We start from the raw sequence: 26949 nt of genomic DNA, 5'->3' as shown, positions 1-26949 counted from the left end.
TCAGCGACGCATCACGAATTTCGCCGACAGGTGGCTCAGGACGACGGCGATCACCGCCGCGAAGGCTGCCATGCCCCGGCCGCCCGGGTACCAGATCGGATAGGTCAGCGACATCATCAGCACCACGCCGATGGCCACCAGAAGCACATAGCGCGGGCGCGGTTCCCCGGCCGAGAGCAGCCATTTCAGGTTCATGTCCTCAGCTCCGTTTCCTCGTCGCGTATCCGCCGCGCCGGGCCCTTCGCGGGGTCCAGAAGCGCGGCGGGCAGCGCATCGACATAGGCCTCGGCCAGATCGGCGGGCGCGGCGCCGCGCTCGACCAGGCGGTCCAGCAGATGGATCACCACCGAATGGCTGGAAAACACGCTCGCCGCAAGCAGGCACATCTGCGCCAGTTCCTCGGCGCCGATCGCCTCGGGACGCGACAGGTCGCGCAGATAGACGCAATCGCCGTCGATCAGCTGGTCGCGCACCTGACGGCGCCGGAAGCGGTGGCTCTGGGACGAGGCGACGGGCCGCGCGGTCGGTTGCAGGAATTTGTGCAGCCGGAAGCCCTGCCGCCTGAGTTCCAGATCCACCTCGGCGAACAGCGGCTCGCCCTGATAGAGCGGGAAAAAGCGCTGCTCGATGATGACCACACCGGTCTGGGCCAGCGTCGCCTCGCCGCCCTTCAGCGCGTCGAGCTCGCCACCCTGAATGTCGATCTTCAACAGATCGACCGGCGCCAGCCCCGGCAGGTCATCGAGCCGCGTGGTCGGCAGGTCGAGCGTGCCGCGCAGGGTTTCCCAGCCGCCCAGCCCGTGGAAGGCGGGCCCGGGCAGATAGGGGTCATAGACCGAGTTGAAGCCCGAATGCGCATAGAGCCGCAGCTGCCGCCCCTGCCCGTCACCGATCGCCGCCGGGTGATAGGTCACGCCCGGGGTCGGGTCGGCCATGAGGGCGGCATAGGCCTCGGGGTCGGGCTCGAAGCCGACCAGATCGCAGGCGCCCGCAGCCAGCAGCGCGGCATAGGGCGGCGGATAGAGGGGGTTTGCGCCGACATCGACCACCCGGGTCCGCCGTCCGCGCGGCAACCGCTCCAGAAGCAGCCGCGCCGCGGGGGGCAGCGGCTCGACCTCGGAGACGATGGGTTCAGGGGGGTTCATCGCGCGCCGCCCCGTCAGCCCAGGCTCACCGCGGTGCCCGAGGCCGAGACCATCAGCATCGAATTGCCCACCACCTCGTAATCGAGGTCCACGCCGACCACCGCATTGGCGCCCATCCGCGCCGCCCGGTCCTGCATTTCCCTGAGCGCGACCTCGCGGGCGTCCTGCAATTTCGATTCGTAGGCGCCCGAGCGGCCGCCGATCACATCGGTCACCGAGGCGAAGAAATCGCGCACCACGTTGGCACCCATGATCGCCTCGCCCACCACGATACCGTGGTAGGTGCGGATCGGGCGGCCTTCGACATTGGGGGTGGTGGTGACGATCATGACAGGGCTCCGTTGACGCGCAGGCTGGACCAGAGGGCGGCGGCGAGGGCGCTCAGCAGGATAGCCGCCAGCGTGAGCCCCGCAACGCGACGCATCGACGCCGGCAGACCGGCCTGGCCGAGGGGTTCACCACCGCGCCCCTGGGTCATCCCACCGAGCCTTCCAAGGAAATCGCCACCAGCGCCTGCGCTTCCATGGCGAATTCCATCGGCAGGGCCTGCAGCACCTCGCGGCAGAAGCCGTTGACCACCAGCGCCACGGCCTCTTCCTCATCCATGCCGCGCTGGCGGCAATAGAAGAGCTGGTCGTCATCGACCTTCGAGGTCGTGGCCTCATGCTCGACGCGGCTCGAGGCGTTCTTCACCTCGATATAGGGCACGGTATGCGCGCCGCATTGATCGCCGATCAGCAGGCTGTCGCATTGGGTGTAGTTGCGCGAATTCGTCGCCTTGGGGTGCATACTGACCAGCCCCCGGTAGGTGTTCTGCGCATGCCCCGCCGAAATCCCCTTCGACACGATCCGCGAGCGCGAATTCTTGCCCAGATGGATCATCTTGGTGCCGGTATCGGCCTGCTGCCAGTTGTTGGTGATGGCGATGGAATAGAACTCGCCCGAGGTATCGTCACCGCGCAGGATGCAGGAGGGGTATTTCCAGGTGATGGCGGACCCCGTTTCGACCTGGGTCCACATGACCTTCGCCCGGTCCTCGCGGCAATCGGCGCGCTTGGTGACGAAGTTGTAGATGCCGCCCTTGCCGTCCTCATCGCCCGGATACCAGTTCTGGACGGTCGAATACTTGACCTCGGCATCCTCCAGAATGACGATCTCCACCACCGCCGCGTGCAGCTGGTTGGTGTCGCGCTTGGGCGCGGTGCAGCCCTCAAGGTAACTTACATATGCACCTTTATCGGCAATAATGAGCGTGCGCTCGAATTGCCCGGTGTTCTCCGCGTTGATGCGGAAATAGGTCGACAGCTCCATCGGGCATTTCACCCCCGGCGGCACATAGACGAAGGACCCGTCCGAGAAGACGGCCGAGTTCAGCGTGGCGAAGAAATTGTCCGAGACCGGCACGACCGAGCCCAGATATTGCTTCACCAGATCGGGGTATTCGCGGATCGCTTCCGAGATCGAGCAGAAGATCACGCCCGCCTTCTTCAGCTCTTCCTTGAAGGTGGTGCCGACGCTGACCGAGTCGAAGACCGCATCGACCGCGACCTTGCGCGGCGCCGCGATATCGCCATCCGCGCCCTCGACCCCGGCCAGAACCATCTGTTCCTTCAGCGGGATGCCCAGTTTCTCATAGGTGGCCAGCAGCTTGGGATCCACCTCGTCCAGCGACTTCGGCTTTTCCGCCATGCTCTTGGGCTTGGCGTAGTAATAGACGTCCTGATAGTCGATCGCCGGGATCTCCAGCATCGCCCAATCGGGTTCTTCCATCTGCAACCAGCGGCGGAAGGCCTGCAGGCGCCAGTCGGTCATCCATTCCGGCTCGCCGTTCTTGGCCGAGATGAGACGCACGATGTCCTCGTTCAGCCCCTTGGGGGCGAAGTCCATCTCGATCTCGGTTTCCCAGCCGTACTTGTACTTGCCGGCCATCGACTGGACGGTTTCCACCGTCTCGCGGTCCACGCCGTCGCGCACCTCCGCCGTATTGTCCAAAGCCGCCATATCGTCGTCTTCCCGTTATCGCGGCAGGTCTGCGCCTGCCTGTTTCATGCGTTCACCGGCCCGTTTGAAGGCCCGGCCATAGGCTGCGGCGAAGCGCAGCGCGTCTTCCTTCGTCACCCCCGGGCCGATCGAGACCCTGAGGGCCGCGCCCGCCTCGGCCTCCGAATAGCCCATCGCGCGCAGCACGCGGCTGGACGTGACCTTGCCCGAGGAACAGGCGGACCCGGCCGAAACCGCGAAGCCCTGAAGGTCCATGGCCATGACCTGCGTCTCGCCCTTCCAGCCGGGCGCGATCAGGCTCAGCGTGTTGGGCAGGCGTGGGAGGCCCTTGGAGACCAACATAATCCCGGGACAGGCGTCTTCCAGAGCCGATTCTAGAAGATTTCTAATCTCGGCGACCTCGTCCCAGACACCGTTCGCAAGGTCAAGGGCCGCAGCCTCGGCCGCCGCGCCGAAACCGGCGATGCCCACCACATTCTCGGTCCCCGCCCGGCGGCCCATTTCCTGCCCGCCGCCCTTGATCTGCGCCGCCACGTCGAGGCCCCGGCGCAGCGCCAGTGCGCCAATGCCCTTGGGCCCGCCCAGCTTGTGCGCGCTGACCAGCCCCATGGCGCAGCCCAGCCAGTTGAAGGCCAGGGGCAGTTTGCCGAAAGCCTGGGTCAGGTCGCTGACCGCCAGCCCCTCGGGCAGATCCTGCACGATGCCGGTCTCGGAATTGGCCAGTTGCAGGCTGCTGCCTGCCGGATCCGCCACCGCGACCGCGCCATCGCGCCCGGTGGTCAGCGCGGCGCGACACCAGGCCGCAACCGCGTCATGCTCGATACCCGCGCAGGCCAGATCCCGCCCGGCATGGGCCAGCGCTGCCGCCTCGGTCGCGCCCGAGGTGAAGACGATATCCGCCCCATCCGCGCCCAGCGCCGCCGAAACCTGCGCCCGGGCGCGTTCGATCAGGCCGCGCACCGCCCGCCCCTCGGCATGGATGGAGCTGGCGTTGCCCACCAGATCCAGCGCCGCGATCATCGCGGCGCGCGCCTCGGGCCTGAGCGGCGCGCTGGCGTTCCAGTCGAGGTAGAGCCGTGCGCTCATGCCGTGACCTGAAAGAGGGTCGGCACCGCCGGGCAGGGCTTCAGCCCGTTGGCGGCGACATCGGCCAGCGTCGTCTGGTGCAGGAAGACATAGACCTGGGCCGAGAGCGATTCCCACAGCCGGTTAGTCATCGACTGCGCCTGCGAGCCGGACACCCCGCCCGAGGCCCCTGCCCCCAGCTCCATGGCGCTGACCGTCTCCTCGACCGCTTCCAGCACCTCGGCCACGCGGATATCCGCGGGCTCGCGCGCCAGACGATAGCCGCCGCCCGGGCCGCGCACGGATTCGACCAGACCGGCGCGACGCAGCTTGACGAAAAGCTGCTCCAGATAAGGCTGGCTCACGTCCTGACGGCGCGCGATTTCGGCCAGCGAGACGTGGCGCACGCCGGCCCGGCGCTGCAACAGCGCCAGATCCACCATTGCCACCGTCGCATAGCGGCCCTTGGTCGACAGTTTCATCGTGCAACCCCTCGGTGAATGCCCCTGGCCTGCGGCGAAACGCGCAAAACGATTGACGGGCCGGGCCGCCTTGCTTAACTGCTATCCCGCCCAACCCGACTCCGACAGAGCCGGGAGCGCAACTTAGAAACGTTCTAGATTAGGTGACTTCTTTTGTCAACAAAGGAACGCCAGCTGGAACCCGTGAGGCAGCAGAAGGTCCGTTTATGCCTGAAGTGATTTTTGCCGGTCCCGATGGCCGCCTCGAAGGACGTTACCATCCGCAACCGAACCGCGACGCGCCGATCGCCATCGTGCTGCATCCGCATCCGCAGTTCGGCGGGACGATGAACAACAAGGTTGTCTACAACCTGCACTATGCCTTCCATTCGCTGGGCTTCTCGGTGCTGCGGTTCAACTTCCGCGGTGTCGGCCGCAGCCAGGGCGAATACGACCAGGGCATCGGCGAGCTGTCGGATGCGGCCTCGGCGCTGGATTACCTGCAGTCGATGAACCAGAACACCCGCCATTGCTGGGTCTGCGGTTTCTCCTTCGGGGCCTGGATCGGCATGCAGCTGCTGATGCGGCGGCCCGACATCACCGGCTTCGTCTCGGTGGCGCCGCCCGCCAACCTCTATGATTTCAGCTTCCTCGCCCCCTGCCCCGCGTCGGGCCTCATCATCAACGGCACCGCCGACCGCGTGGCGCCGCCCAAGGATGTGACCGGCCTCGTGAACAAGCTGCACGAGCAGAAGGGAATCACCATCACGCACGAGCAGATCGAAGGCGCCGACCACTTCTTCCGCGACGAAGAGGCGCATATGAACCCGATGCTCGACACCGTGAAAACCTATGTCAAACGCCGCCTCTCCGAGGCCTCGCGCTGACCCAAGGGCGGCAGGGCGTGTCGCAAATGCGGCAACGCGCCCTGCTGCGGCTGCAAAAAACCCCGCTTTTGTCGCCAAACCACGCCATGACTGCCCGGTTTTGGCCCTCTTCGCCCCTGATATCCGATCCTGAGGCTGCCCGGGAACAGGGCGCCATGGACATGGTATGCGAAACAGGAGCAGGGAATGCGGACGAACCGATCGATGACTTTCGACAAGGGCACCAACAGCCTGAGCGGCTGGCATCCCACGTTGATCAGCAAGGACACCTCGCCGATGAATGCCAATGAACTGCGCGAATCCATCCTGCGGCATCTGGAATTCTCGCAGGGCAAGGATCTGGCGCATTCCAGCACCTTTGACATGCGCATGGCGCTGACGCTGGCGATCCGCGACCGGGTGATCGAGCCCTGGTTCCGCGCCACCCGCGCCACCTATGCCGCCCAGTCGAAGCGCGTCTATTACCTGTCGATGGAATTCCTGATCGGCCGCCTGCTGGAAGACGCGGTGATGAACCTCGGCCTGACCGAGATGGCGCAGGAAGCGGTCACCGGCCTCGGCTTCGATTTCCGCGCGGTGCTGGACGACGAACCCGATGCGGCGCTGGGCAACGGCGGGCTCGGGCGTCTGGCGGCCTGTTTCCTCGATTCGATGTCGACGCTCGGCTGCCCGGCCTATGGCTACGGCATCCGCTACGAACACGGCCTCTTCCGCCAGAGCTTCGGTCCCGATGGCCGCCAGGTCGAGGATGCCGAGGAATGGCTGCGCCAGTCGCATGGCTGGGAATTCGAGCGCCCCGAGGCGAGCTTCCGCATCGGCTTTGGCGGGAGCGTCGCCGAAAGCGGCCGCAGCGCCGTCTGGACCCCGGAATCGGCGGTGATGGCCAAGGCCTTCGACACGCCGGTCGTCGGCTGGCAGGCGAAATGGGCCAATACCCTGCGCCTGTGGAGCGCGGAGCCGCTGCGCGCCTTCGACCTTGCCGCCTTCAACGCCGGTGATTTCACCGCCGCCGCCGCGCCCGAGGCGCTGGCCCGCACCATCAGCCGCGTGCTCTATCCCGACGACACCACCGCGCAGGGCAAGGAACTGCGGCTGAAGCAGGAATTCTTCTTCACCGCCGCCTCGCTGCGCGACATCCTGCGTCGTTTCTCGGCCGAGAACAGCGACCTCTCCGCCCTGCCCTCGCGCGTCGCCATCCAGATGAACGACACCCATCCGGCCATCGCCGGCCCGGAACTGGTGCGCCTGCTGACCGACGAACGCGGCATGGAGTTCGAAACGGCGGTCGACACCGCCCGCGCCTGCCTTGGCTACACCAACCACACCCTGCTGCCCGAGGCGCTGGAACGCTGGTCGGAAAGCCTGATGGGCGCCGTCCTGCCGCGGCACATGCAGATCATCGAGCGCATCGACGACCTGCACGCCCGCCAGCACCCGACCCGCAAATCCTCGATCGTCGAGAATGGCGAGGTGAAGATGGGCGACCTGAGCTTCATCATGGCGCATCGGGTGAACGGCGTCTCTGCGCTGCACACCGAACTGGTGAAATCCACCGTCTTCGCCGATCTGCACGCCCTGCACCCCGAGCGGATCGTCAACGAGACGAACGGCGTCACCCCGCGGCGCTGGCTGAAGGGCTCGAACCCGGGCCTTTCGACCCTCATCACCGAGACCATCGGCGAGGGCTGGGAGGACGATCTGGAACGTCTGGTCGAGCTGGAACCCGCCATCGAGGACCGCGCCTTCCGCGACCGCTTCGCCGCGGTGAAGGCGAAGAACAAGGCGCATCTGGCGGACTGGGTCAAAGGCGAGATGGGCATCGCGCTGAACCCCGACGCCATGTTCGACGTGCAGATCAAGCGCTTCCACGAATACAAGCGCCAGCACCTGAACATCCTTGAGACCATCGCCCTCTGGCAGGAGATCCGCCAGAACCCGACCGCCGACTGGGCGCCCCGGGTCAAGATCTTCGGCGGCAAGGCGGCCCCGGGCTATGTCATGGCCAAGGAGATCATCCACCTCATCAACAACGTGGCCCGGGTGGTCAACGCCGATCCCCTGACCCGCGACCTGCTGACCGTGGTTTATCCGGCGAACTACAACGTCACCATGGCCGAACGGCTGATCCCGGCCTCGGACCTGTCGGAACAGATCTCGACCGCGGGCAAGGAGGCTTCGGGCACCGGCAACATGAAGTTCAGCCTGAACGGCGCGCTGACCATCGGCACGCTGGACGGTGCCAACGTCGAGATCCGCGAACTGGTCGGGCCCGAGAACTTCTTCCTCTTCGGCATGACCGCCGATGAGGTGGTCGAGCGCCGCCGCCATCCCGACCATGCCTCGAGCGCCATCGCCGCCAGCCCGCGCCTGAGCGGGGCCATCGACGCCATCGAGGCCGGCACCTTCTCGGAGGGTGACCGCGGCATGTACCGGATGATTACCCAGAACCTGCGGGCGCATGATTACTTCACCGTCTGCGCCGATTTCGACAGCTATTGGGACGCCCAGCGCCGCGTCGATCATGCCTGGTTCGACCGCGACCACTGGACCCGGATGGCGGCGCTGAACTGCGCGCGCTCGGGCTGGTTCTCGTCCGACCGGACCATCAAGGGTTACATGAATGACATCTGGAACGTCACCCCGATGATCTGACCGGCCAAGCCGTCGTCAATCCGTCAACAATGCCCCGGGCGCCCCGCGCGACCCGGGGCAAATGTTAACAAATCCATTGCCATTCCCCCGCAGAAGCGCAAAGAATCGCGCATGGTTTCTGCGTCTTCCCCCCTGCTTCGCGGTATCTCCTCCGACGATGTGACCGCTATCGCCGAGGGTCGCATCACCGATCCTTTCGCCGTTTTCGGCCCCCGCCACCGCGGCCGGGCCGGACTGCTGGTGGCCTTCGACCCGCATGCGGTGAGCATGGAGGCGATCACCCCCTCGGGCCCCGTCCCGCTGGCGCCGCAGGGGCATGGCGTCTTCGCCGGAGACCTCGGGCGGCGGCGCAAGTACCGGCTGGCGGCCAGTGACGGGACGCGGCGCTGGGAGTATGACGACGCCTATCGCTTCGGCCCGGTGCTGGGCGATCTGGACCTGCATCTGATCGCCGAGGGCACGCATCGCCGCCTCTGGCAGGCGCTCGGTGCCCATTCGATGAATCATGAGGAAACCCCGGGCGTGCATGTCGCGGTCTGGGCGCCGAATGCGCGCCGCGTCTCGGTCGTCGGCGGCTTCAACGGCTGGGACGGGCGGCGCCACCCGATGCGGCGGCGCGGCGCGGGCGTGTGGGAGATCTTCCTGCCCGGCCTGCAACCGGGCGAGGCCTATAAATACGAGATCGCCCCGCCCGAAGGCGCCCCCTTCCTCAAGGCCGATCCGCTGGCCCGGCTGACCGAACTGCCGCCCGCCACCGCCTCGCGCATCCCCGATCCCGGACACCGGCCCTGGGGCGACGACGCCTGGATGCAGACCCGCGCCGCCCGCAACAACCGCGACGCGCCGATCAGCATCTACGAGGTGCATCTGGGCAGCTGGCGCCACCGCGACGGCCGCGCGCTGACCTATCGGGAGGCGGCGGTCGAACTGGTGGATTACGTCCACGACATGGGCTTCACCCATCTGGAACTGATGCCCATCGCCGAATATCCCTTCGGTGGATCCTGGGGCTATCAGCCGACCGGGATGTACGCGCCGACCAGCCGCTACGGCAGCCCCGACGATTTCCGCGCTCTGGTCGAGGCCGCGCATGCCAAAGGCTTGGGCGTGCTGATGGACTGGGTGCCCGCGCATTTCCCCAACGATGCCCATGGCGTCGCGCATTTCGACGGCACCGCGCTTTACGAACATGCCGACCCGCGCGAGGGGTTCCACCCCGACTGGAACACCCATATCTACAACCTCGGCCGCAACGAGGTGCGCAACTTCCTGACCGCCAACGCCCTCTATTGGCTGGAGGATTTCCACCTCGACGGGCTGAGGGTCGATGCCGTGGCCTCGATGCTCTACCGCGATTACTCGCGCGGCCCCGGCGCCTGGATCCCCAACAAGGACGGCGGGCGCGAGAATTACGAATCCATCGCCTTCCTGCGCGAGATGAACACGCTGGCCTATGGCGAGGCACCGCCCGGGCTGATGACCGTGGCCGAGGAATCGACCGCCTGGCCCGGCGTCACCCAGCCGGCGCATCTGGGCGGGCTCGGCTTCGGCTTCAAGTGGAACATGGGCTGGATGAACGACACGCTGCGGTTCGTCGAACACGACCCGATCCACCGCCGCCACCACCACGACCTGATGACCTTCGGCCTGGTCTACGGGTTCTCCGAAAACTACGTCCTGCCGATCAGCCATGACGAGGTGGTGCACGGCAAGGGCTCGATGCTGGAAAAGATGCCGGGCGATCCGGCGGCGAAACTGGCCAACCTGCGGGCCTATTACGGCTTCATGTGGGGCCATCCCGGCAAGAAGCTCCTGTTCATGGGCTGCGAATTCGGCCAGGGGCACGAGTGGAACCACGATCAGGCGCTTGACTGGGGCGTGCTGGGGATCGAGGGACACGCGGGCCTGCAACGGCTGGTGCGCGACCTCAACACGCTCTACCGGGCCGAGCCCGCGCTCCATGCCCGCGACGCCGATCCCGGCGGCTTCACCTGGATCGACCGCGAGGCGCGGGCGGAATCGCTGTTCTCCTGGCTGCGGCTCGGCCATGACGGCCAGCCCCCCGTCGCCATCATCGCCAATTTCACGCCGGTGGAGCGTCGCTGGCGGCTCGGCCTGCCCCGCCCCGGCCGCTGGCGCGAGGCACTCAACACCGATGCCGGGCTCTATGACGGCGGAAACCGGGGCAATCTGGGCGCGGTCCTCGCCGATGGCCCCGCCACCGCCGGTCAACCGCACAGCGCCGAAATCACCCTGCCGCCGCTTTCAACCTTGTTCCTGATTCCGGAGGAATCGTGATGCCCAGTGCCCCGCAGCGGCTGTCCAGCCGGACCATGGCCTTCATCCTTGCCGGAGGGCGCGGCTCGCGCCTGCACGAGCTGACCGACAACCGCGCCAAGCCCGCGGTCTATTTCGGCGGCAAGACGCGGATCATCGACTTCGCGCTGTCGAACGCGCTGAACTCGGGCATCCGCAAGATGGCCATCGCCACGCAATACAAGGCCCATTCGCTGATCCGCCATTGCCAGCGCGGCTGGAACTTCTTCCGCGCCGAGCGCAACGAATACCTCGACATCCTGCCCGCCAGCCAACGGGTGGACGAGACGCATTGGTACGAGGGCACGGCCGACGCCGTCTATCAGAACATCGATATCGTCGACAGCTATGACATTGATTACGTTATCATTCTGGCGGGCGATCATATCTACAAGATGGATTACGAGGTGATGATCCGCGAGCATGTCGAATCGAACGCCGACGTGACCGTAGGCTGCCTGACCGTGCCGCGCGCTGACGCCCATGCCTTCGGCGTCATGGCCGTCGACCATTCCGGCCGCATCACCGATTTCGTCGAGAAACCCAAGGATCCGCCCGCGCTGCCCGACGATCCCGCGCGCGCGCTCGCCTCGATGGGGATCTATGTCTTCCGCTGGAAATTCCTGCGGCAATTGCTGATGGACGACGCCAACGACCCGGGCTCGAACCGGGATTTCGGCGGCGACATCATCCCCAATGTGGTCCGCAACGGCAAGGCGATGGCGCATCGCTTCGAGGAGAGCTGCGTGCGCCACAAGGCCGAGGCGACGGCCTATTGGCGCGACGTGGGCACCATCGACGCTTTCTGGAAGGCCAATATCGACCTGACCGATTTCGACCCGGAACTCGACCTCTGGGATCATGACTGGCCGATCTGGACCTATTCCGAATCCGTGCCCCCTGCCAAATTCATCCATAACGAGGAAAACCGCCGCGGCGTGGCGCTGAGTTCGCTGATCTCGGGCGGCTGCATCATCTCGGGGACCGAAGTGCGCAATTCGCTCCTGTTCACCGGGGTGCATTCCAATTCCTGGTCCTCGCTCGATCAGGCGGTGGTGCTGCCCTATGTGACGGTGAGCCGCCACGCCCGGCTGACCAAGGTGGTGATCGACCGTGGCGTGATGATCCCCGAGGGGCTGATCGTCGGCGAAGATCCCGCCGAGGACGCGAAATGGTTCCGCGTCAGCCCCGGCGGCGTCACGCTGATAACCCAGGCGATGCTGGACCGGCGCGCGGGCAAGGCATGAGCGCGAGCCCTGCCCGCCCGGTTCTGGCCGTCGCCTCGGAATGCGCGCCGCTGGTCAAGACCGGGGGCCTGGCCGATGTGGTGGGGGCCCTGCCCCAGGCGCTGGCGGCCCAGGGCTGGGCGATCCGCACGCTGATCCCCGGGTTTCCCCGGGTCATGGCGGCGCTGAAAAAGCCCAAGGTCGCGATGGCGCTGCCGGATCTGCTGGGCGTGCCCGCACGGGTGCTGGCGGCGCAGGTGGCGGGGCTGGACCTGCTGATCCTCGACGCGCCCGCGCTCTACGAGCGCGAGGGCTCGCCCTATCTCGACGCCGCGGGCCATGACTGGAGCGACAACGACCTGCGCTTCGCCGCTCTGGGCAAGGCGGCGGCGCTGATCGCGGCGGGGGGCATCCCCGGCTGGCGGCCGGAACTGCTGCATCTGCACGATTGGCAGGCGGGCTTCACGCCGGTCTACCAGAAGCTGCTGGGCGCGACCCAGCCCTCGCTGATGACGATCCACAACATCGCCTTCCATGGGCTGACCGGCGCCCATCGTCTGACCGCGCTGAAACTGCCGGACGAGGCCTTCACCCTCGACGTCGCCGAATTCTACGGCCATCTCTCGGCTCTGAAGGCGGGGCTGACCGGTGCCACGGCGATCAACACCGTCAGCCCGACCTATGCGCAGGAACTCTGCACGCCGGAATTCGGCATGGGGCTGGAGGGGCTGATCCGCGCCCGGGCCGCCGATATGTCGGGGATCCTGAACGGCATCGACACCCAGACCTGGGACCCGACCGCCGACCCGCTGATCGCCCCCTTCGCCACCCCCATCGCCAAGGCCGCCAATACCCGCGCGCTCAGGGCCGAATTCGGCCTTGCCCCCGCCGAGGGGCCGCTGGCCGTGGTCGTCTCGCGGCTTTCCGACCAGAAGGGGCTGGACCTGCTGCTGACCGCCCTGCCGGCGCTGGTCGGGAATGGCGGGCAACTGGCGATGCTGGGTTCGGGCGACCGGCGGCTGGAGAACGCCTGGCTTGCCGCCGCCGCCGCCCATCCCGGCAAGGTCGCGGTCCGCGTCGGCTATGACGAGGCGCTGTCGCACCGGATCTACGCGGGCGCCGATGCGGTGCTGGTGCCGTCCCGGTTCGAGCCCTGCGGTCTGACCCAGATGTATGGCCTGCGCTATGGCGCGGTGCCGGTGGTGGCGCGGACCGGGGGGCTGGCCGACACGGTGATCCACGCCAATGCCGCGGCGCTGGCGGCGGGCTGCGCCACCGGCATCGTCCACGACCCGCACAGCGCCGAGGCCCTGGCCCAGGCGCTGCGACAGCTCTGCGCGCTCTGGGCCGACCGCGCCGTCTTTCGCAAGATCCAGAAGAACGCCATGAAACACCCGGTCGGCTGGCAGGCGAGCGCGCCGCTCTATGCCGCGCTCTACGCCCGTCTCGCCGCCCTCCCGCAGGAGCCCGCATGAACCTGACCATCGAACGCGGCCGCCACGACCGCATCGGCGCCACCTTCGACGGCGACGGCGTGAACTTCGCCGTCTTCTCGGAACATGCCACGGCCGTGGATCTGTGCCTCTTCTCGCCCGACGGCATGCGCGAGACGCACCGCCTGCGGCTGCCCGAACGCACCGGCTATGTCTGGCATGGCCGGGTCTCGGGCCTGTTCCCCGGGCAGCAATACGGCTACCGGGTGCACGGCCCCTACGCCCCCGAGGAAGGCCACCGCTTCAACGCCAACAAGCTGCTCCTTGACCCCTACGCCAAGCGCCTGACCGGGCACCCGCGCTGGTCGGATGCGGTTTTCGGCTACAACCCCGGGGCCAAGACCCAGGATCTGACCTTCTCGACCCGCGATTCCGCGCGCTTCATGCCGAAATGCGTGGTCGAGGACCCGAGCTTTTATTGGGGCAACGACCGCCCGCCCGCCAAACCCGCCAACGAGACGATCATCTACGAGGCGCATGTGAAGGGGCTGACCCAGCTGTCGGGCGCGGTCAATGCGGGCAAGTTCCTCGGCGTCGCCTCGGACCGGGTGCTGGACCATCTGGTCGATCTGGGCATCACGGCGGTTGAACTGCTGCCCGTCCAGAGCTTCCTCAACGACCGCTGGCTGATCGAGAAGAAGCTGACCAATTACTGGGGGTATCAGACCCTTGGCTTCTTCGCGCCCGATCCGCGCTATCTGGTCAACGGCCAGATCAACGAATTCCAGCACATGGTCGCGCGGCTTCACGCGGCAGGGATCGAGGTGATCCTCGATGTGGTCTACAACCATACCTGCGAGGGCTCGGAATTGGGCCCGACGCTCAGCTTCCGCGGCATCGACAACCGCAGCTATTACCGCCTCGCCCCCTATCCGCGCCATTACATCAACGACACCGGCTGCGGGAACACGCTGAACCTCGATCACCCGATGGTGCTCAGGATGGTGATGGACAGCCTGCGTTACTGGGTCGAGGTGATGCATGTCGACGGCTTCCGCTTCGACCTCGCCTCGACGCTGGCGCGCGACGATGCCGGATTCCAGTCGAACTCGGCCTTCTTCGCGGCGATCCGGCAAGACCCGGTCCTGAACCGCGTCAAGCTGATCGCCGAGCCCTGGGACATCGGCCCCGGCGGCTATCAGCTGGGCGCCTTCCCCCATCCCTTCCACGAATGGAACGACAAGTTCCGCGACGGCGTGCGCCGCTTCTGGCGCCGCGATGCGCGCCCGGCGCCGGAACTGGCCGCCCGGATCACGGGGTCCGCCATCCAGTTCGACCATTCCGGCCGCGGCGCCACCAGCTCGATCAACTTCCTGACCGCGCATGACGGCTTCAACCTGACCGATCTGGTCAGCTACAACCAGAAGAACAACATCGCCAATGGCGAGGACAACCGCGACGGCCATTCCGAGAATTACTCGGACAACATGGGGCACGAGGGGCCGACCGACGATCCGCAGATCCTGCAGGCCCGGGCCCTGCGCCGGCGCAACCTGATGGCCACCTTGCTGCTGAGCCAGGGCACGCCGATGATCCTGGCGGGCGACGAGATGGGCCACAGCCAGCAGGGCAACAACAACGCCTATTGCCAGGACAGCCCGATTTCCTGGCTGGACTGGAGCCGGATGGACGGCGACATGCTGGCCTTCACCCGTCGCCTGATCCAGTTCCGCAAGAACCACCCGATCCTGCGCCAGAAGCTGTTCCTGCATTCCAAGGCGCGGTCCTCGGACGGCAAGGCCGATGTCCTCTGGTGGCACCCCGAAGGGCGGCGCATGACCCCCGCCGATTGGGAAGACCCGGCCTTGAGCCATGTCTGCGTTGAATTGCGCACCGCCTCGGGCACGCCCGCCTATGCTGATCTGGAGGATGCGATCTTCCTCGTCTTCAACGCGGGCGGGCAGCTTGACGTGACCCTCACCCCCGCCCCCGATGGCAAGATCTGGTCGCGCCGCCTCAACACCTATGCCCCGACCGCGCCTCATGAGCGGATCGGCTCGGGCAAGCTGGTGGTGCCCGCGCATTCCGTCTCGGCGCTGGTTCTGGAAGACATGCGATGAGCGACCTGGACGATGCCTGCCGTGCCCTTGGCCTGATCTGGGTCTACCGCGACGGCGCGGGCCGGATGCAGGAGGCGCCCGAGGAAAGCCGCCGCGCGGTCCTCGCCGCGCTGGGCCATGGCAATGCCGAAGCCGCGCTGCCGGTCACGCTGCAACGCTCGACCTCGCGGGCCATTCCGGCGGGGGCGCCGACCGATTGGGGCCCCGGCCCCTGGGTGATCCTGACCGAGGACGGCGGCGAGATCCGGGGCGAAGGCCCGCTGCCGCCCCTGCCGATGGGCTATCACCGCATCCTGCATCAGGGCTGGACCGTGCATCTGCTGGCCGAGCCCCCGCGCCTGCCGATGCCGCCGCGCCGCTGGGGCGTGACCCTGCCGCTCTTTGCTCTGTGGGAGGGGGCCGAGGCCGGGATGGGCACCTATCCGCAACTCGGCGCTCTGGCCGAGGGGCTGGCGGGCCACGGCGCCGCCTTCCTCGGCATCAACCCGATCCACGCGGGCTTTCCCGCCGATCCCGGCAATTACTCGCCCTACGCCCCCTCGCACCGCCGCCGCCTGAACACGATGCATGTCGAGACCGGGCTGAAACTGCCCGAAAGCGGGGCGCTGATCGACTATGGCCGCGCGATCCGCGCCCAGCGCGCGGCGCTGGAAGAGGCCTTCGCCCAGTTCCACGGCGACCCCGATTTCGAGGCCTGGCGCGGCGAGGGCGGCGCGGCGCTGGAGGAATTCGTCACCCATCAGGCGCTGAGCGAGGTGCATGGCGCCTATTGGGGCGGCTGGCCGCTGGCCTTCCAGGACCCGCGCAGCGCCGAAGTGCAGGCCTTCGCCCGCGAGCGCTGGCAGCGCCTCAGGTTTCACGCCTGGGCGCAATGGCAGGCCGAGACGCAGCTGCATGACGCGCAGATGCGGGCGCGTTCGGCGGGCATGAACTTCGGCCTTTATCTCGACATCGCGGTCGGCACGCACCCCCACGGGGCCGAGACCTGGGCCGAGCGGGGGTCCTTCGGGCAGGGCGTCAGCCTCGGCGCGCCGCCCGATCTGCTGGGCCCCTCGGGCCAGCGCTGGGGGCTGGCGCCGCTCCGCCCCGACGTGCTGCGCGCCACCGGCTACACCGCCTTCGCCCAGACGCTCCGGGCGCAACTCAAGTTCTGCGGGCTGCTCAGGATCGACCATATCCTCGGGCTTGAGCGCAGCTTCTGGCTGCCCGACGGGTTGCCCGGCCTCTACGTCACCATGCCGCGCGAGGAACTCCTCGCGGTCCTCAGGATCGAGGCCACCCGTGCCGGGGCCTCCGTCATCGGCGAGGATCTGGGCACCATCCCCGAGGGGCTCCGGGCCGCGCTCGACGCCTCGGGCGTGATGGGCTGCCGGGTCGCCATGTTCGAACGCGACTGGGAGGGCACGCGCGATTTCCTGCCGCCCGAGGCCTATACGCCGACCGCGCTCGCCTCGTGGGCGACGCATGACCTGCCGACCTGGGCCGGCTGGCGGCAGGGCCGCGACATCGACTGGCGCGCGCAGCTGGGCGAGGTGCCCGACGAACCCGCCGCGCGCGAGGCCCGCGCCGCCGAGGTCGCGGCCTTTGACACCCTCTCGGGCGGCGAGGACCTCGCCGCCATGCACCGCCACCTCGCCCGGACCGCCAGCCATCTGGTCGCCGTTCAGGGCGAGGATCTGGCCGGAGCTGTCGAACAGGCTAACTTGCCCGGCACGATCTACGAACACCCGAATTGGTGTCGCCGCCTGCCTTTGCCGCTATCGGGCCTCATTTCCGCCCCGACCCTCGACCAGACCGGCGCCATCATGGCCGAAGCCGGAAGGACCTGACGAATGACCGAGATCACCCGCATCGCCACCCAGCCCATCGCCGGCCAGAAACCCGGCACCTCGGGTCTGCGCAAGAAGACCCGTGTCTTCATGCAGGCCGGGTATCTGGAGAATTTCGTGCAGGCGATCTGGGACGGGATCGGCGGCATCCGGGGCCGGGTGCTGGTGGTGGGCGGCGACGGGCGCTTCTTCAACGACCGCGCCATCCAGACCATCCTGAAGATGGCCGCCGCCTCGGGCGCGGCCAAGGTCATCGTTGGCCAGAACGGGTTCCTGTCGACCCCCGCCGCCTCGAACCTGATCCGGGTGCGCGGCGCGGATGGCGGGGTGATCCTGTCGGCCAGCCACAACCCCGGCGGCCCGGACGAGGATTTCGGCATCAAGTACAACATGGCGAACGGCGGCCCGGCGCCCGAAAGCGTCACCGCCGCCATCTTCGCCGCGACCGAGGCGATCGGGCATTATGACATCCTCGAGGCCGGGGATCTGGACCTCTCCGCCATCGGAACGTCCCGTCTGGGCGCGATGGAGGTCGAGATCGTCGATCCGGTCACTGACTACGCCACGCTGATGGAGAAGCTCTTCGACTTCCCGGCCATCAAGGCGCTGCTGGCGGGCGGGTTCCGCCTGCGGTTCGATGCGATGCACGCGATCACCGGGCCCTATGCGGTGGAGATTCTGGAACGCCGGCTGGGCGCCGCGCCGGGCTCGGTGGTGAACGCCGTCCCGTCCCCCGATTTCGGCGGCGGGCACCCCGATCCGAACCCGGTCTGGGCCAAGCCGCTGATGGACGAGATGTACGGCGAGAGCGCCCCCGATTTCGGCGCCGCCTCGGACGGGGACGGCGACCGCAACATGATCGTCGGCCGCGGCGCCTATGTGACGCCCTCGGATTCGCTGGCGGTGCTCGCCGCCAACGCCCATCTGGCGCCGGGCTACGCGGGCGGGCTGAAGGGCGTCGCGCGCTCGATGCCGACCTCGGGCGCGGTGGACCGGGTGGCGGCGGGCATGGGTCTGCCCTGCTTCGCCACGCCGACCGGCTGGAAGTTCTTCGGCAACCTTCTGGACGCCGGGATGGCCACGCTCTGCGGCGAGGAATCGGCCGGGACCGGCAGCGACCATGTGCGCGAGAAAGACGGGCTCTGGGCGGTGCTCCTGTGGCTCAACATCCTGGCGGTGACCGGCAAATCGGTCGCGCAGGTGATGGAGGACCATTGGGCCGAATTCGGCCGCACCTATTATTCCCGCCACGATTACGAGGCCATCGACAGCGAGACCGCCAACCGGCTGGTCGATGACCTGCGCGCGGAACTGGGCGGGCTGATGGGCTGGACCCATGAGGGGCTGGTGATCGAGGAGGCCGAGGATTTCGCCTATACCGACCCGGTGGACGGCTCGGTCTCGGCCCATCAGGGCCTGCAGATCCGCTTCCGGGGCGGCGCCCGGGTGGTGCTGCGGCTCTCGGGCACCGGGACCGAGGGGGCGACGCTGCGGGTCTATCTGGAGCGCTTCGACGACAATGATTTCGGCCAGGACCCGCAGGCGGCGCTGGCCCCGGTGATCGCCGCGACCGAGGCGCTGGCCGGGATCGGCAAGCGGACCGGGCGCAGCGGGCCGGACGTCATCACCTGAAGCCGGGCACCCTGGCCCGGGCATGGGGCAGGCCCCTGCCCTGAGACGTCTCAAGGGCTTGGCGGGCCGCGTCAACCTTTGGGCAAGCCGACCCACGCGCCACGGCCGGTAGAGAGGCCCGCGGGGCTTGCCCCCGCCGGCGCGGCGAGTGGCCCCCCTCGCGGGGGTCCGAGCCGCGCCGCCCCGCCCGCCCCCTCAGACCGCGGGCACCCTGAGGACGATCCCGTCGATCTGCGGCCCCATTTCCAGCTGGCACGAGAGCCGCGAGCAAGCGAGCCGCGGCGCGTCGGTGGCGTCGAGCATCGCCTCCTCGAAATCCGAGGGGGCGCCCGCCGCCTCCTGCCAGCCGTCCGCCACATAGACATGGCAGGTGGCGCAGCTCATCGTGCCGCCGCATTCGCCGATGATGCCGGGCACATTGCCCGCCACGGCGGCCTCCATCAGCGAGAGGCCGGGCTTGACCTCCAGACCGATCTCGCGCCCGTCGGGCAGGATCCAGGTGGCTTTCATCGCGTCCCCCTCAGACGAACCAGATGGCGAAATCACGGGCGCCTTCGGGCGTCATGTCCCGGGTCTTGTCGACCTCGACCCGCTTCATGTGGATGTGGTGGGCGCAATAGGCCTCGCCCATCGCCGCGACCAGCGCGCCATCCGCCTCCAGATCGTCCAGCGCCCCGGTCAGCGTCTCGGCCACGCCGTATTCCGCGCTCTGGCCCATGAAACAATCGCCGGTCTCGGCCGGCGGCAGCGGGTAGCGCTGCTCGTACCCCAGCCGCGCGGCCTGCAGCACGGCGGCCACGGCGGCATAGGGATTGGCCGAGGCATCGGCCATCCGGTGTTCCAGCCGCGCCTTCTTGCCGCCCTCGCCCGAGACGCGTGACGTGACGCCGCGATGATCCTCGCCCCAGTTGCACCAGAAGCCGGACATGGTGGCCGGTTGCAGCCTTGCGTAGGAATTGACCGAGGGGGCGACCAGCCCCGCCAGCCCCTTGTGGTGGCGCATCCAGCCCGCGACACAGCCCTGCATCAGGTCGTTCATCGCCTCGATCCCGCCCGTCTCGCCCCGGGCAAAGGCGTTCTGGCCGTCCTTGCCCGCGAAGCTGAGGTTGATATGCATCCCCGAGCCGCCCCGGTCGAAGAAGGGTTTCGGCAGGAAGGTGAGGATCACCCCCTGGCGGAAGGCCACTTCGCGGGCCAGCTGGCGGAACATCACCATCTCGTCCACCGCATCCAGCGCCTCTTCGAAGGCGAGGGTGAATTCGTATTGCGGGGTATCGTATTCGGTGGTGACCAGTTCCAGCTTGAACCCCGCGGTTTCGGCCGTCTCCCAGATCGCATCGGTGAAGCCCAGCGGATCGTTGAACGGCCCGCCGCCATAGACATGCCCGCCCGGCACGTCATAGGGCTGAAGGCTGCCATCCTCGGCCCGGGTGAAGGCGAAGGCCTCCAGCTCCAGCCCGACTTTGGGCGTCAGCCCGTGCTTTTTCCACCCGGCGATCGCCTCTTTCAGCGTGGCCCGCCCGGCGATGGGGATCATCTGGCCGTGCCGGTCATAGAGATCGCCCGTGACCATATGCACGCCCGGTTCCCAGCCCGGGCGGATGTCATGGGCGTCCCAGCGCAGTTCCATGTCGGGCAGCCCCTCAAGGCAGGCGGTGCCGGGGGCGTCGACGATCAGGTCCTTGTCGTAATGGACCGCGAAACAGGGCTGGGCGAAGCGGGTCGCCCCCGAGCCGATCTTTTCCTGCGGCAGGTATTTGCCCCGCAGGATCGAGAGGTGATCGCACCAGACGGGGCGAAGGCGGTCGCGCATGTCGTTAACTCCCTGGTCTTTTTTGGTGCCGAGGGGCGGGTCGGCTTGGTCTTCGCGCCCCGTTTGACGTCGCGGTGTCAGGCCCTTGTCACATGGACCGGCAATTCCTTGATCCCGCCCACGAAATTCGAGCGCAGGAATTTCTGCGGCCCGGCCGGTTCGATGGACCTGATCCGGCGCGCGAGTTCCTGAAACAGCACCCGCACCTCCAGCCGCGCCAGATGCATGCCCAGGCACAGATGCGGCCCGCCCTGGCCGAAGCTCAGATGCCGGTTCGGCGTGCGGGCCAGATTGACGCGGAACGGGTCGTCAAACACCGCCTCGTCCCGGTTGCCGCTGATGAACCAGTACAGCACCTTGTCCCCCGCCCGGATCGTCTTGCCGTGCATCTCATGGTCGCGCGTCGCCGTGCGGCGGAAATAGAGCGCGGGCGTCGCCCAGCGGATGATCTCGTCGGGCGCGGTGTCCCAGATCGCGCCCTCCTGCATCTGGCCCAGAAGTTCCGGCTGATGCGCCATCGCCTGGATGCCCGCGGCGATGGAATAGCGCGTCGTGTCGTTCCCAGCCGCCACCAGCAGGCAAAAGAAATTGCGGAATTCCGTCTCCGAGATGGTGCTGCCGTCGGGCCCCGGTTGCAAGATCAGATGCAAAACGCCCTCGGTATCGCCGCGCGCCGCCTTGTCGGCCATCAATTGCTTTGCGTAATCATAGAGTTCCGCCCCGGCGGGCGAATTGAAGGGCATCAGCCGGTAGGCATCGGTCGTCATCCGGTCGAGCACGTGATCGGTGAAATCGGGGTCGGTATTGGCGATCAGCGCATCGCCCTTTGCCACCAGCCAGGGCAGGTCCGCGTCGGGCGTGCCGATGATGCGGCCCAGCATCCGCATCGGCAATTGCCGGGCGATGGCCTTGGTCGCGTCGAAGGTGCCTTGCTCCAGCGCCTCGTCCAGGATCTCGTCGCAAAGCTCGCGGATCTGCGCCTCGAACCCGGCGACGACCGGCTTGGAAAAGGCTTTCGCCACCTTGACCCGGGTCATCGAATGCTCGGGCGGGTCGGTCTCCTGAAAGGTGCGCCGCGCCAGGTATTCCTCGTAGCTCTGATCCTCCATCCGAATCCCCCGGGCCGAGGACATGAGATCCGCCTGCCGGTTCAGCGCCAGGATGTCCTCGTTGCGGGTGACCGACCAGAAGCCCTGCCCCTTGTCCCATTCGGTCCAGCTGAGCGGATCCTCGCGGCGCAGGCGGGCGAAAGTGTTGTGCGGCGGGCCGTCCATGAAGGTGTCGTGCGAGGTCAGATCGGCGTGGCCGTCGTCGGTCGGTGTCCAGATGGTCATGCGACTCTCCTTGAATGCCCCGCTCAATATGTATATTATTGGACTTGCAACGTATGCAAATGGAAAATTCATGCATATCGCCTTTCTCGACACCAACATCGACCGCTCCGCGCTGGCTGCCCGCCATGCCAGCGAAGTGGACAAATTCCGGGCGCTGATGGACCCGGTGGCGCCGGGCTGGCGCTATGAGGATTTCCGCGTGACCGAGGGGCATTTCCCCGAGGCGCTGACGGGGGTCGACGGGGTGATGATCTCGGGCAGCCCGGCCTCGGTCAACGATCCGACGCCCTGGATGGCACGGTTGGAGGCGGTGATCCGCGAGGCCGTCGCGGCAGGCGTGCCGGTGTTCGGCGCCTGCCTCGGCCATCAGGCGGTGGCCAAGGCGCTGGGCGGCCGGGTCGGCCGCAACCCGCAAGGCTGGGTTCTGGGCCGGGTCGAAAGCCGGATCGACGCCCCCGCGACCTGGATGGCGGGGGCCGGACCCCGGATCGCCCTGCATGCCGCCCATAACGAGCAGGTACTGGCCCTGCCCCCCGGCGCCCAGGTGCTGGGCGGGACCGAGACCACGCCCTATGGCCATCTCGCCTATGGCGCAGGTGTCTTCACCACCCAGTACCACCCCGAGCTGACCCGGGCCTTCATGCAGGATCTGATCGGGGAAATGACGGCCAGCCTTGAGCCGGCGGTCGCCCGCGCCGCCCGGGACTCCCTCACCGGGCCGGTCGGTGCCGCGCAGATGGCAGGCTGGATCGCCGCCTTCTTCCAACAGGCCCGGACCTGAAGGACGCCGCGCAAGCGCTCGACTCTGCTGGATCCGCTTTTACTCTCCATGATTATCATCATCATGGACAGTATTTCCTTGGACCAGGCCACGTTGGGTTCTCTCGTCTGGCAGCTCTCGACCCGCTGGCGGGTCGAGGCCGACCGCAGCCTTGCGCCGCTGGGCCTGACGCAGGCGCAATATAGCCTGCTGGCCGCGCTCTCGACGCTGCGCCGCAAGGGGGGCGAGCCCAGCCAGCAGGCGCTGGCCCAGGCATTGGGGTTGAGCGCGATCTATGTCTCGAAGCTGCTGCGGGCGCTCGAAGGCGCGGGCCTCGTCACCCGCCTGCCCGATCCCGGCGATGCCCGCGCCCGCCGCCTGTCGCTGACACCGCTCGGCGAGAGCCGCCTCACGGCCGCGCGGAGGACGGTCGCAGCGCTCGACCGGCAGCTCACCGAACCGCTGGGCGAGGCGGGCGGCGGCGCAGCACAGGCCTTTCGCATCATGCTGCGCAGCCTGCTGGCCCATCACGCCCAGATCGCGGACAGCCCCCCTAGCCCAGCGCCGCCAGCAGATCCATCGCCGTGACCTGATCGAATTGCACATGCTGGCGCATCGCCGCCTCGGCGGCCTCGGAATCGCGGGCGAAAATCAGCCCGGCGATGGCCCGATGATCGCGGGCCGAAGCCTCGATCGAGCCGGCATAGCGATAGCGCGCCCGGTAATAGGCCATCAATTTCCGGGCGTTGGTCTTTATCATGTCCAGCAGGAACGGGTTGCCCGCGCTCTCGGCCACCGCGGCATGGAAGCGCAGGTTCAACTGGTAATAGGCGTCGGGCTCGGCCTCGCCCAAGGTGGCGAAATGGGTCTCGCAGGCCTCCGTCGCGGCCTCCAGCGACCGGGCACCCGCCGCCGACAGCCGCCGCGCCGCCAGCCCCGCCGCCTGCCCCTCCAGCTTGGCATGGACCTCGAGGATCGCCAGGAATTCGGTCAGCGTCGGCTTGAAGACCACCGCCCCCTTGCGCGGCAGGCGCCGCACGAGGCCGGTCGCCTCGATCTGCATCAGCGCCTCCCGCACCGGGGTCCGCGAGACGCCGAAATGCTGGACCAGCGCCGCCTCCTCGATCTCGTCACCGGGGTTGAGGCGGCCGGTGTCGATCCAGTCATGCAGCGTCTGCAGGATGGTTTCGGTCTGGTTGGCCATGAAAAACACCCCCGGGTTGAGGCTATCCGTATACACACCGCCACCCCGTTTGTGCAATCCCGGACCCGCTCCTGCCCCCTTGCGCCAGCCTGCGCGCTTGGTTATTGCTGCGCCCACGGACAGTTGGCCGAGTGGTCGAAGGCGCACGCCTGGAAAGTGTGTAGGCGGGGAACCGTCTCGAGGGTTCGAATCCCTCACTGTCCGCCATCCCCCTCTCATCAGCGTTGACCCGGCAGCTTGGCTGTCAGGGTTTGTGATCCCGTTCAAGGGTTTGTCTGCTGGCCTTCAGGCAGACTCACCGACAGGTCACTGCGCGGGCGCGCGATCACGCCCTGCCGTCCAGCCGTTGCGACCAATCCTCGACCCGGCCGCTGGCGAGGCGGCGGCGGGCGTATTTGCGCCAGCCTTCGGCCAGAAGGTCCAGCGCCGCCATCCCCTGCAGCTCGGCCCGGTTCAGTCGGTCGACGTAGAGCGCGCGCCAGAGGCGGTGCAGCGTCCACTCGGGCCCGGGGCGCGGTCGAGGAAGAGGAGTGGACGCCCGGGCTGACCAGACCGGGCTGCAGCACGTGGTAATGCCAACCGGTGCGGCCGGTGGTCTGGACCCGCCGCGCCATGTCGGGCTGGCCGAAACGGTGGTTCGGCTTCCAGCAGGGTTGGCGGCCCTGCGACACCTGCAGGATCGCGGAGCCAAGGCGGCAGATGTCGCCGACCGCGACCTCGGCCTCGGTCAGGCCAAGGGTCGAGAGGTTCTCGCCGAAGGCACCCGGCCGGGCGAGCGGCGGCAGGGGGCCGCGCTCGGCCGCCCAGGTCGCGGAATGGTCGCGCGGGTAATGGTGGACGGCCTTCTCGACCCCGCCATGCACGCGGCGATCGGCCCGTTCGTCGCCCTCGAACCCATCGGCGTCCAGGTGCACAGGGCAGGTGACCGGCGTCTTGGCGATGCCGCTTTCGGCCTGACTGCCGGGCAGAAGCGCCACGCGGCCGGTGACGAGGGTCACGTCCCGCCCCGTCCGGGAGGGGGGTGTGGCGGTGGCGGTGGCGGGCATGCGCTTGTCCTTCGATGGGGAACCGGCCAGCGTCTGCCCGATGTCTGGCGCAGCCGCGGCGGGGGTGCAAGGGCTCGCCGTCCGGCTTACCCGCCGTCGCCCGCCAGGATCACCACCGAATCCGCCCCGGCCTTCCGGTCGCCGGCGATCCCGGCGTAGGCGGGGGAATGGGCGAAGCGCAGGGCCTCGGCCCGCGAGGGGAATTCGAGGATCACCAGCTTGTCGAAGGGCCAGTCGCCCTCGAGCCGGTCGACTGCTTCGTCCTGGGTGACGACGCGGCCCTGAAAGCGGGCGAACACCGCCGGGAAGGCCGCCTGATAACGGCGGTAGCGGACGCGGTCCCGGAACCGCAGCTGGGCGACGATATAGGCGGGCATGGGTTCTCCTGAGCGCCCCGGATCGGGGCCTCGGCCATGGTTTCCGGGTTGGCGGACGGGGGCGATTGAGAAGTTTTCAGGCCGGGCTGAGGGGGATTGCTGGCCCCAGGTCGCGGGGGATCGCCCGGCGCTGCCCGGCCGGGGTCGCGCCGGTCAGGCACCCTGCCAGGACGTCGCCTGTACCCGGCCGAGAGGGCGCTACCGCTGATCGACGTGCAGCGCGGTGTCGAGGATGCCGGTGGGGGGTGCAACAACCACGGGGGCCGAGGCTTGGGCGCTGCGACTCGGCCTCAGGCCACGGCAAGCCCGCCCGCGGCGCTGGCGCCTCGGCACGGGAATATCGCTCAGGGCGCGGGTCCGGCTCAACGGCCAAGGCTGCGCGACCCTCGGCGCGACCCGCAAGGGCTGGGGGGCGGCAAGGCTGCCGCCCCCTGCCGGTCAGAACGGCTCGGTCTGCGGGACCCAGGCGCCGCCCTCGATCCGGTCGATGGAGACCAGTTCGGGCATGGCGTGGTTGTTCTCGAACCCGGCCTCGGCATAGGTGGTGAAGTCCGAATGCCGGGTCTGGCGCGCGCCTTCGGTGAAGCTTTCGGCGGTCAGATCGGCGCCCGCGGCCTCGAGCGAGGCGAGGAACCACTTGGTGTAGGAATAGGCGTTGGCCGCGTTCTCGTCGGGGATGTCGCCATAGGCCGCCTGATAGGCATCCATGAAGGCCCGCGCGCCCGGATCGGTCGTGTCCGCGCTGTGCAGACGCCAGCCGCCGACACCGTAGAGCCCCTCGGTATCCGCCCCGCCCAGCCGCGCCACCACGGTCGAACGGCCCGGAATGGCGGTGAGCACGCGCACATCGTCCCAGCCAAGGCGCTTGACCTCGGCCATGACGCCGACCGTCTCGCGGGTGATGGTCGCGGCGACGATCGTGTCGACATTGGCCGCGCGCATCCGGGCGACCTGGCTGGAGAAGTCGATGTCGCCGGGCCGATAGGCGGCGGTCGCCGCCTCGGTCAGACCGGCAGCCTCCAGCGCCGGGGTGACGCCCGCATGGATCAGGTCGCCGAAGGGCCCTTCCATGTAGATCCCGCCCAGCCGCTCGACGCCCCATTCCGGCAGCATCCGGGTCAGGGCCGAGTTCATCGTGGTGTTGTAGTTCTGCACCGTGGTGAACAGCAGGTCCGATCCGCCCGCGACCTGATGCATGACCGAGGACGCAGCCCAGGGCGCGAAGACCACGGTCCCCGCCTGCACCGCCTGACCGATGGTCGCGGCATTGGTGCCCGAGCCGAAGGGGTTCAGCAGGGCAAACACCTCGTCCGAGCGGATCAGCTTTTGCACCGCGCGCACGGCAAGCTGCGGCTGCGAGCCGTTATCCTCGACGATCAGCCGGATCTGGCGGCCGTGGACGCCGCCCGCGGCATTGGCCTCGGCCAGCGCAAGCTCGGTGGCGTTGCGCAGCGCGGGCATCCCGGCCGCAGCCGGACCCGACAGGTCGAGATGCGTGCCGATGACGATCTCGTCCGAATGGACCCCGGCCGCCCGGGCCGGACGCAGGCTTGCGCCCAAAGCCAGAGCCGCGGCGCTGCCGGCCAGAATCTGCCGTCTGTTCAGTGTCATGAGAACCTCCCTGTTCAACTGGCGGAATGACATTCGG

General features: G+C 68.0%; 22 protein-coding genes, 1 tRNA gene and 1 pseudogene. 11 read left to right on the top strand and 13 right to left on the bottom strand.

Features of this window, described 5'->3' with window-relative positions; translation table 11 throughout:
• The 6 genes from DDE23_RS04925 to iscR form a co-directional block, all read right to left on the bottom strand.
• Positions 1-195: a hypothetical protein gene (locus tag DDE23_RS04925; protein ID WP_107750702.1), complete on the bottom strand. Its 195-nt coding sequence runs from the start codon at positions 193-195 to the stop codon at positions 1-3.
• A complete protein-coding gene (locus tag DDE23_RS04920) occupies positions 192-1145 on the bottom strand; it encodes an FkbM family methyltransferase (protein ID WP_107750703.1) in 954 nt (317 codons plus the stop codon). The genes DDE23_RS04925 and DDE23_RS04920 overlap by 4 nt, the downstream gene beginning before the upstream one ends.
• A gap of 14 nt (positions 1146-1159) precedes the next feature.
• Complete coding sequence (locus DDE23_RS04915; protein ID WP_107750704.1) at positions 1160-1474, bottom strand: heavy metal-binding domain-containing protein; 315 nt, start codon at positions 1472-1474, stop codon at positions 1160-1162.
• 145 nt (positions 1475-1619) lie between these two features.
• Positions 1620-3146, bottom strand: coding sequence for a Fe-S cluster assembly protein SufB (sufB, locus tag DDE23_RS04910; RefSeq protein WP_107750705.1), 1527 nt, complete (start codon positions 3144-3146; stop codon positions 1620-1622).
• Between the two features lie 15 nt (positions 3147-3161).
• Positions 3162-4232: a cysteine desulfurase family protein gene (locus DDE23_RS04905; RefSeq protein WP_107750706.1), complete on the bottom strand. Its 1071-nt coding sequence runs from the start codon at positions 4230-4232 to the stop codon at positions 3162-3164.
• Positions 4229-4693, bottom strand: a complete 465-nt coding sequence (gene iscR / locus DDE23_RS04900) for a Fe-S cluster assembly transcriptional regulator IscR (protein WP_107750707.1) — start codon at positions 4691-4693, stop codon at positions 4229-4231. The genes DDE23_RS04905 and iscR overlap by 4 nt, the downstream gene beginning before the upstream one ends.
• 206 nt (positions 4694-4899) lie before the next feature.
• On the opposite strand from iscR, the gene DDE23_RS04895 reads away from it, so the two are divergent.
• From DDE23_RS04895 to DDE23_RS04860, 8 genes are all read left to right on the top strand, one after another.
• Positions 4900-5559 carry an alpha/beta hydrolase gene (locus DDE23_RS04895; RefSeq protein WP_107750708.1) on the top strand — a complete coding sequence of 220 codons (660 nt, stop codon included), beginning with the start codon at positions 4900-4902 and terminating at the stop codon, positions 5557-5559.
• A gap of 276 nt (positions 5560-5835) precedes the next feature.
• Positions 5836-8211, top strand: a complete 2376-nt coding sequence (locus tag DDE23_RS04890; RefSeq protein ID WP_107750860.1) for a glycogen/starch/alpha-glucan phosphorylase — start codon at positions 5836-5838, stop codon at positions 8209-8211.
• A gap of 111 nt (positions 8212-8322) precedes the next feature.
• On the top strand, positions 8323-10509 hold the full coding sequence (gene glgB, locus DDE23_RS04885; protein ID WP_107750709.1) for a 1,4-alpha-glucan branching protein GlgB: 2187 nt from the start codon (positions 8323-8325) through the stop codon (positions 10507-10509).
• The gene (gene glgC / locus DDE23_RS04880) at positions 10509-11774 is read left to right on the top strand and encodes a glucose-1-phosphate adenylyltransferase (RefSeq protein ID WP_107750710.1); all 1266 of its coding nucleotides are present in this window, start codon (positions 10509-10511) and stop codon (positions 11772-11774) included. Before glgB ends, glgC begins: the two co-directional genes overlap by 1 nt.
• Positions 11771-13228, top strand: a complete 1458-nt coding sequence (glgA, locus tag DDE23_RS04875; RefSeq protein WP_107750711.1) for a glycogen synthase GlgA — start codon at positions 11771-11773, stop codon at positions 13226-13228. The genes glgC and glgA overlap by 4 nt, the downstream gene beginning before the upstream one ends.
• Positions 13225-15306 (top strand): glycogen debranching protein GlgX, encoded by a 2082-nt coding sequence (gene glgX / locus DDE23_RS04870; protein WP_107750712.1) that lies wholly within the window; start codon positions 13225-13227, stop codon positions 15304-15306. The genes glgA and glgX overlap by 4 nt, the downstream gene beginning before the upstream one ends.
• Entirely contained in the window at positions 15303-17135 is a 1833-nt protein-coding gene (gene malQ, locus DDE23_RS04865) for a 4-alpha-glucanotransferase (protein ID WP_107750713.1), read from the top strand. Before glgX ends, malQ begins: the two co-directional genes overlap by 4 nt.
• A gap of 3 nt (positions 17136-17138) precedes the next feature.
• Positions 17139-18767 carry an alpha-D-glucose phosphate-specific phosphoglucomutase gene (locus DDE23_RS04860; RefSeq protein ID WP_107750714.1) on the top strand — a complete coding sequence of 543 codons (1629 nt, stop codon included), beginning with the start codon at positions 17139-17141 and terminating at the stop codon, positions 18765-18767.
• Between the two features lie 195 nt (positions 18768-18962).
• Here DDE23_RS04860 and DDE23_RS04855 read toward each other — a convergent pair whose 3' ends face one another.
• From DDE23_RS04855 to DDE23_RS04845, 3 genes are all read right to left on the bottom strand, one after another.
• The gene (locus tag DDE23_RS04855) at positions 18963-19277 is read right to left on the bottom strand and encodes a 2Fe-2S iron-sulfur cluster-binding protein (RefSeq protein WP_107750715.1); all 315 of its coding nucleotides are present in this window, start codon (positions 19275-19277) and stop codon (positions 18963-18965) included.
• Positions 19278-19287: 10 nt separating this feature from the next.
• Positions 19288-20580 (bottom strand): type I glutamate--ammonia ligase, encoded by a 1293-nt coding sequence (locus DDE23_RS04850; RefSeq protein ID WP_107750716.1) that lies wholly within the window; start codon positions 20578-20580, stop codon positions 19288-19290.
• Between the two features lie 77 nt (positions 20581-20657).
• A complete protein-coding gene (locus DDE23_RS04845; RefSeq protein ID WP_107750717.1) occupies positions 20658-21914 on the bottom strand; it encodes a cytochrome P450 in 1257 nt (418 codons plus the stop codon).
• 70 nt (positions 21915-21984) lie between these two features.
• On the opposite strand from DDE23_RS04845, the gene DDE23_RS04840 reads away from it, so the two are divergent.
• A complete protein-coding gene (locus DDE23_RS04840) occupies positions 21985-22695 on the top strand; it encodes a type 1 glutamine amidotransferase (RefSeq protein ID WP_157957974.1) in 711 nt (236 codons plus the stop codon).
• Between the two features lie 48 nt (positions 22696-22743).
• Positions 22744-23262, top strand: a complete 519-nt coding sequence (locus tag DDE23_RS04835) for a MarR family winged helix-turn-helix transcriptional regulator (protein ID WP_202863215.1) — start codon at positions 22744-22746, stop codon at positions 23260-23262.
• Here DDE23_RS04835 and DDE23_RS04830 read toward each other — a convergent pair.
• Positions 23228-23878, bottom strand: a complete 651-nt coding sequence (locus DDE23_RS04830; protein ID WP_107750862.1) for a GntR family transcriptional regulator — start codon at positions 23876-23878, stop codon at positions 23228-23230. The two genes, DDE23_RS04835 and DDE23_RS04830, sit on opposite strands and share 35 nt — an antisense overlap.
• Before the next feature lie 117 nt (positions 23879-23995).
• Between DDE23_RS04830 and DDE23_RS04825 the strand changes: the two genes are divergently transcribed.
• A tRNA-Ser gene (locus tag DDE23_RS04825) sits at positions 23996-24085 on the top strand.
• Positions 24086-24203: 118 nt separating this feature from the next.
• Here DDE23_RS04825 and DDE23_RS04820 read toward each other — a convergent pair.
• The 3 genes and pseudogenes from DDE23_RS04820 to DDE23_RS04810 all read right to left on the bottom strand — a co-directional run bounded on the left by DDE23_RS04820 (position 24204) and on the right by DDE23_RS04810 (position 26912).
• Positions 24204-24924, bottom strand: a pseudogene (locus tag DDE23_RS04820) (MOSC domain-containing protein).
• A gap of 86 nt (positions 24925-25010) precedes the next feature.
• Positions 25011-25301, bottom strand: a complete 291-nt coding sequence (locus DDE23_RS04815; protein ID WP_107750719.1) for a DUF1330 domain-containing protein — start codon at positions 25299-25301, stop codon at positions 25011-25013.
• A gap of 438 nt (positions 25302-25739) precedes the next feature.
• On the bottom strand, positions 25740-26912 hold the full coding sequence (locus DDE23_RS04810; protein WP_157957973.1) for an ABC transporter substrate-binding protein: 1173 nt from the start codon (positions 26910-26912) through the stop codon (positions 25740-25742).
• Positions 26913-26949 lie beyond the last annotated feature (37 nt).

The organism is Pararhodobacter aggregans (assembly GCF_003075525.1).
GTDB lineage: Bacteria > Pseudomonadota > Alphaproteobacteria > Rhodobacterales > Rhodobacteraceae > Pararhodobacter > Pararhodobacter aggregans.
The sequence above is the reverse complement of the archived record's forward strand: the minus strand, read 5'-3'. Positions and strand labels throughout refer to the sequence as shown.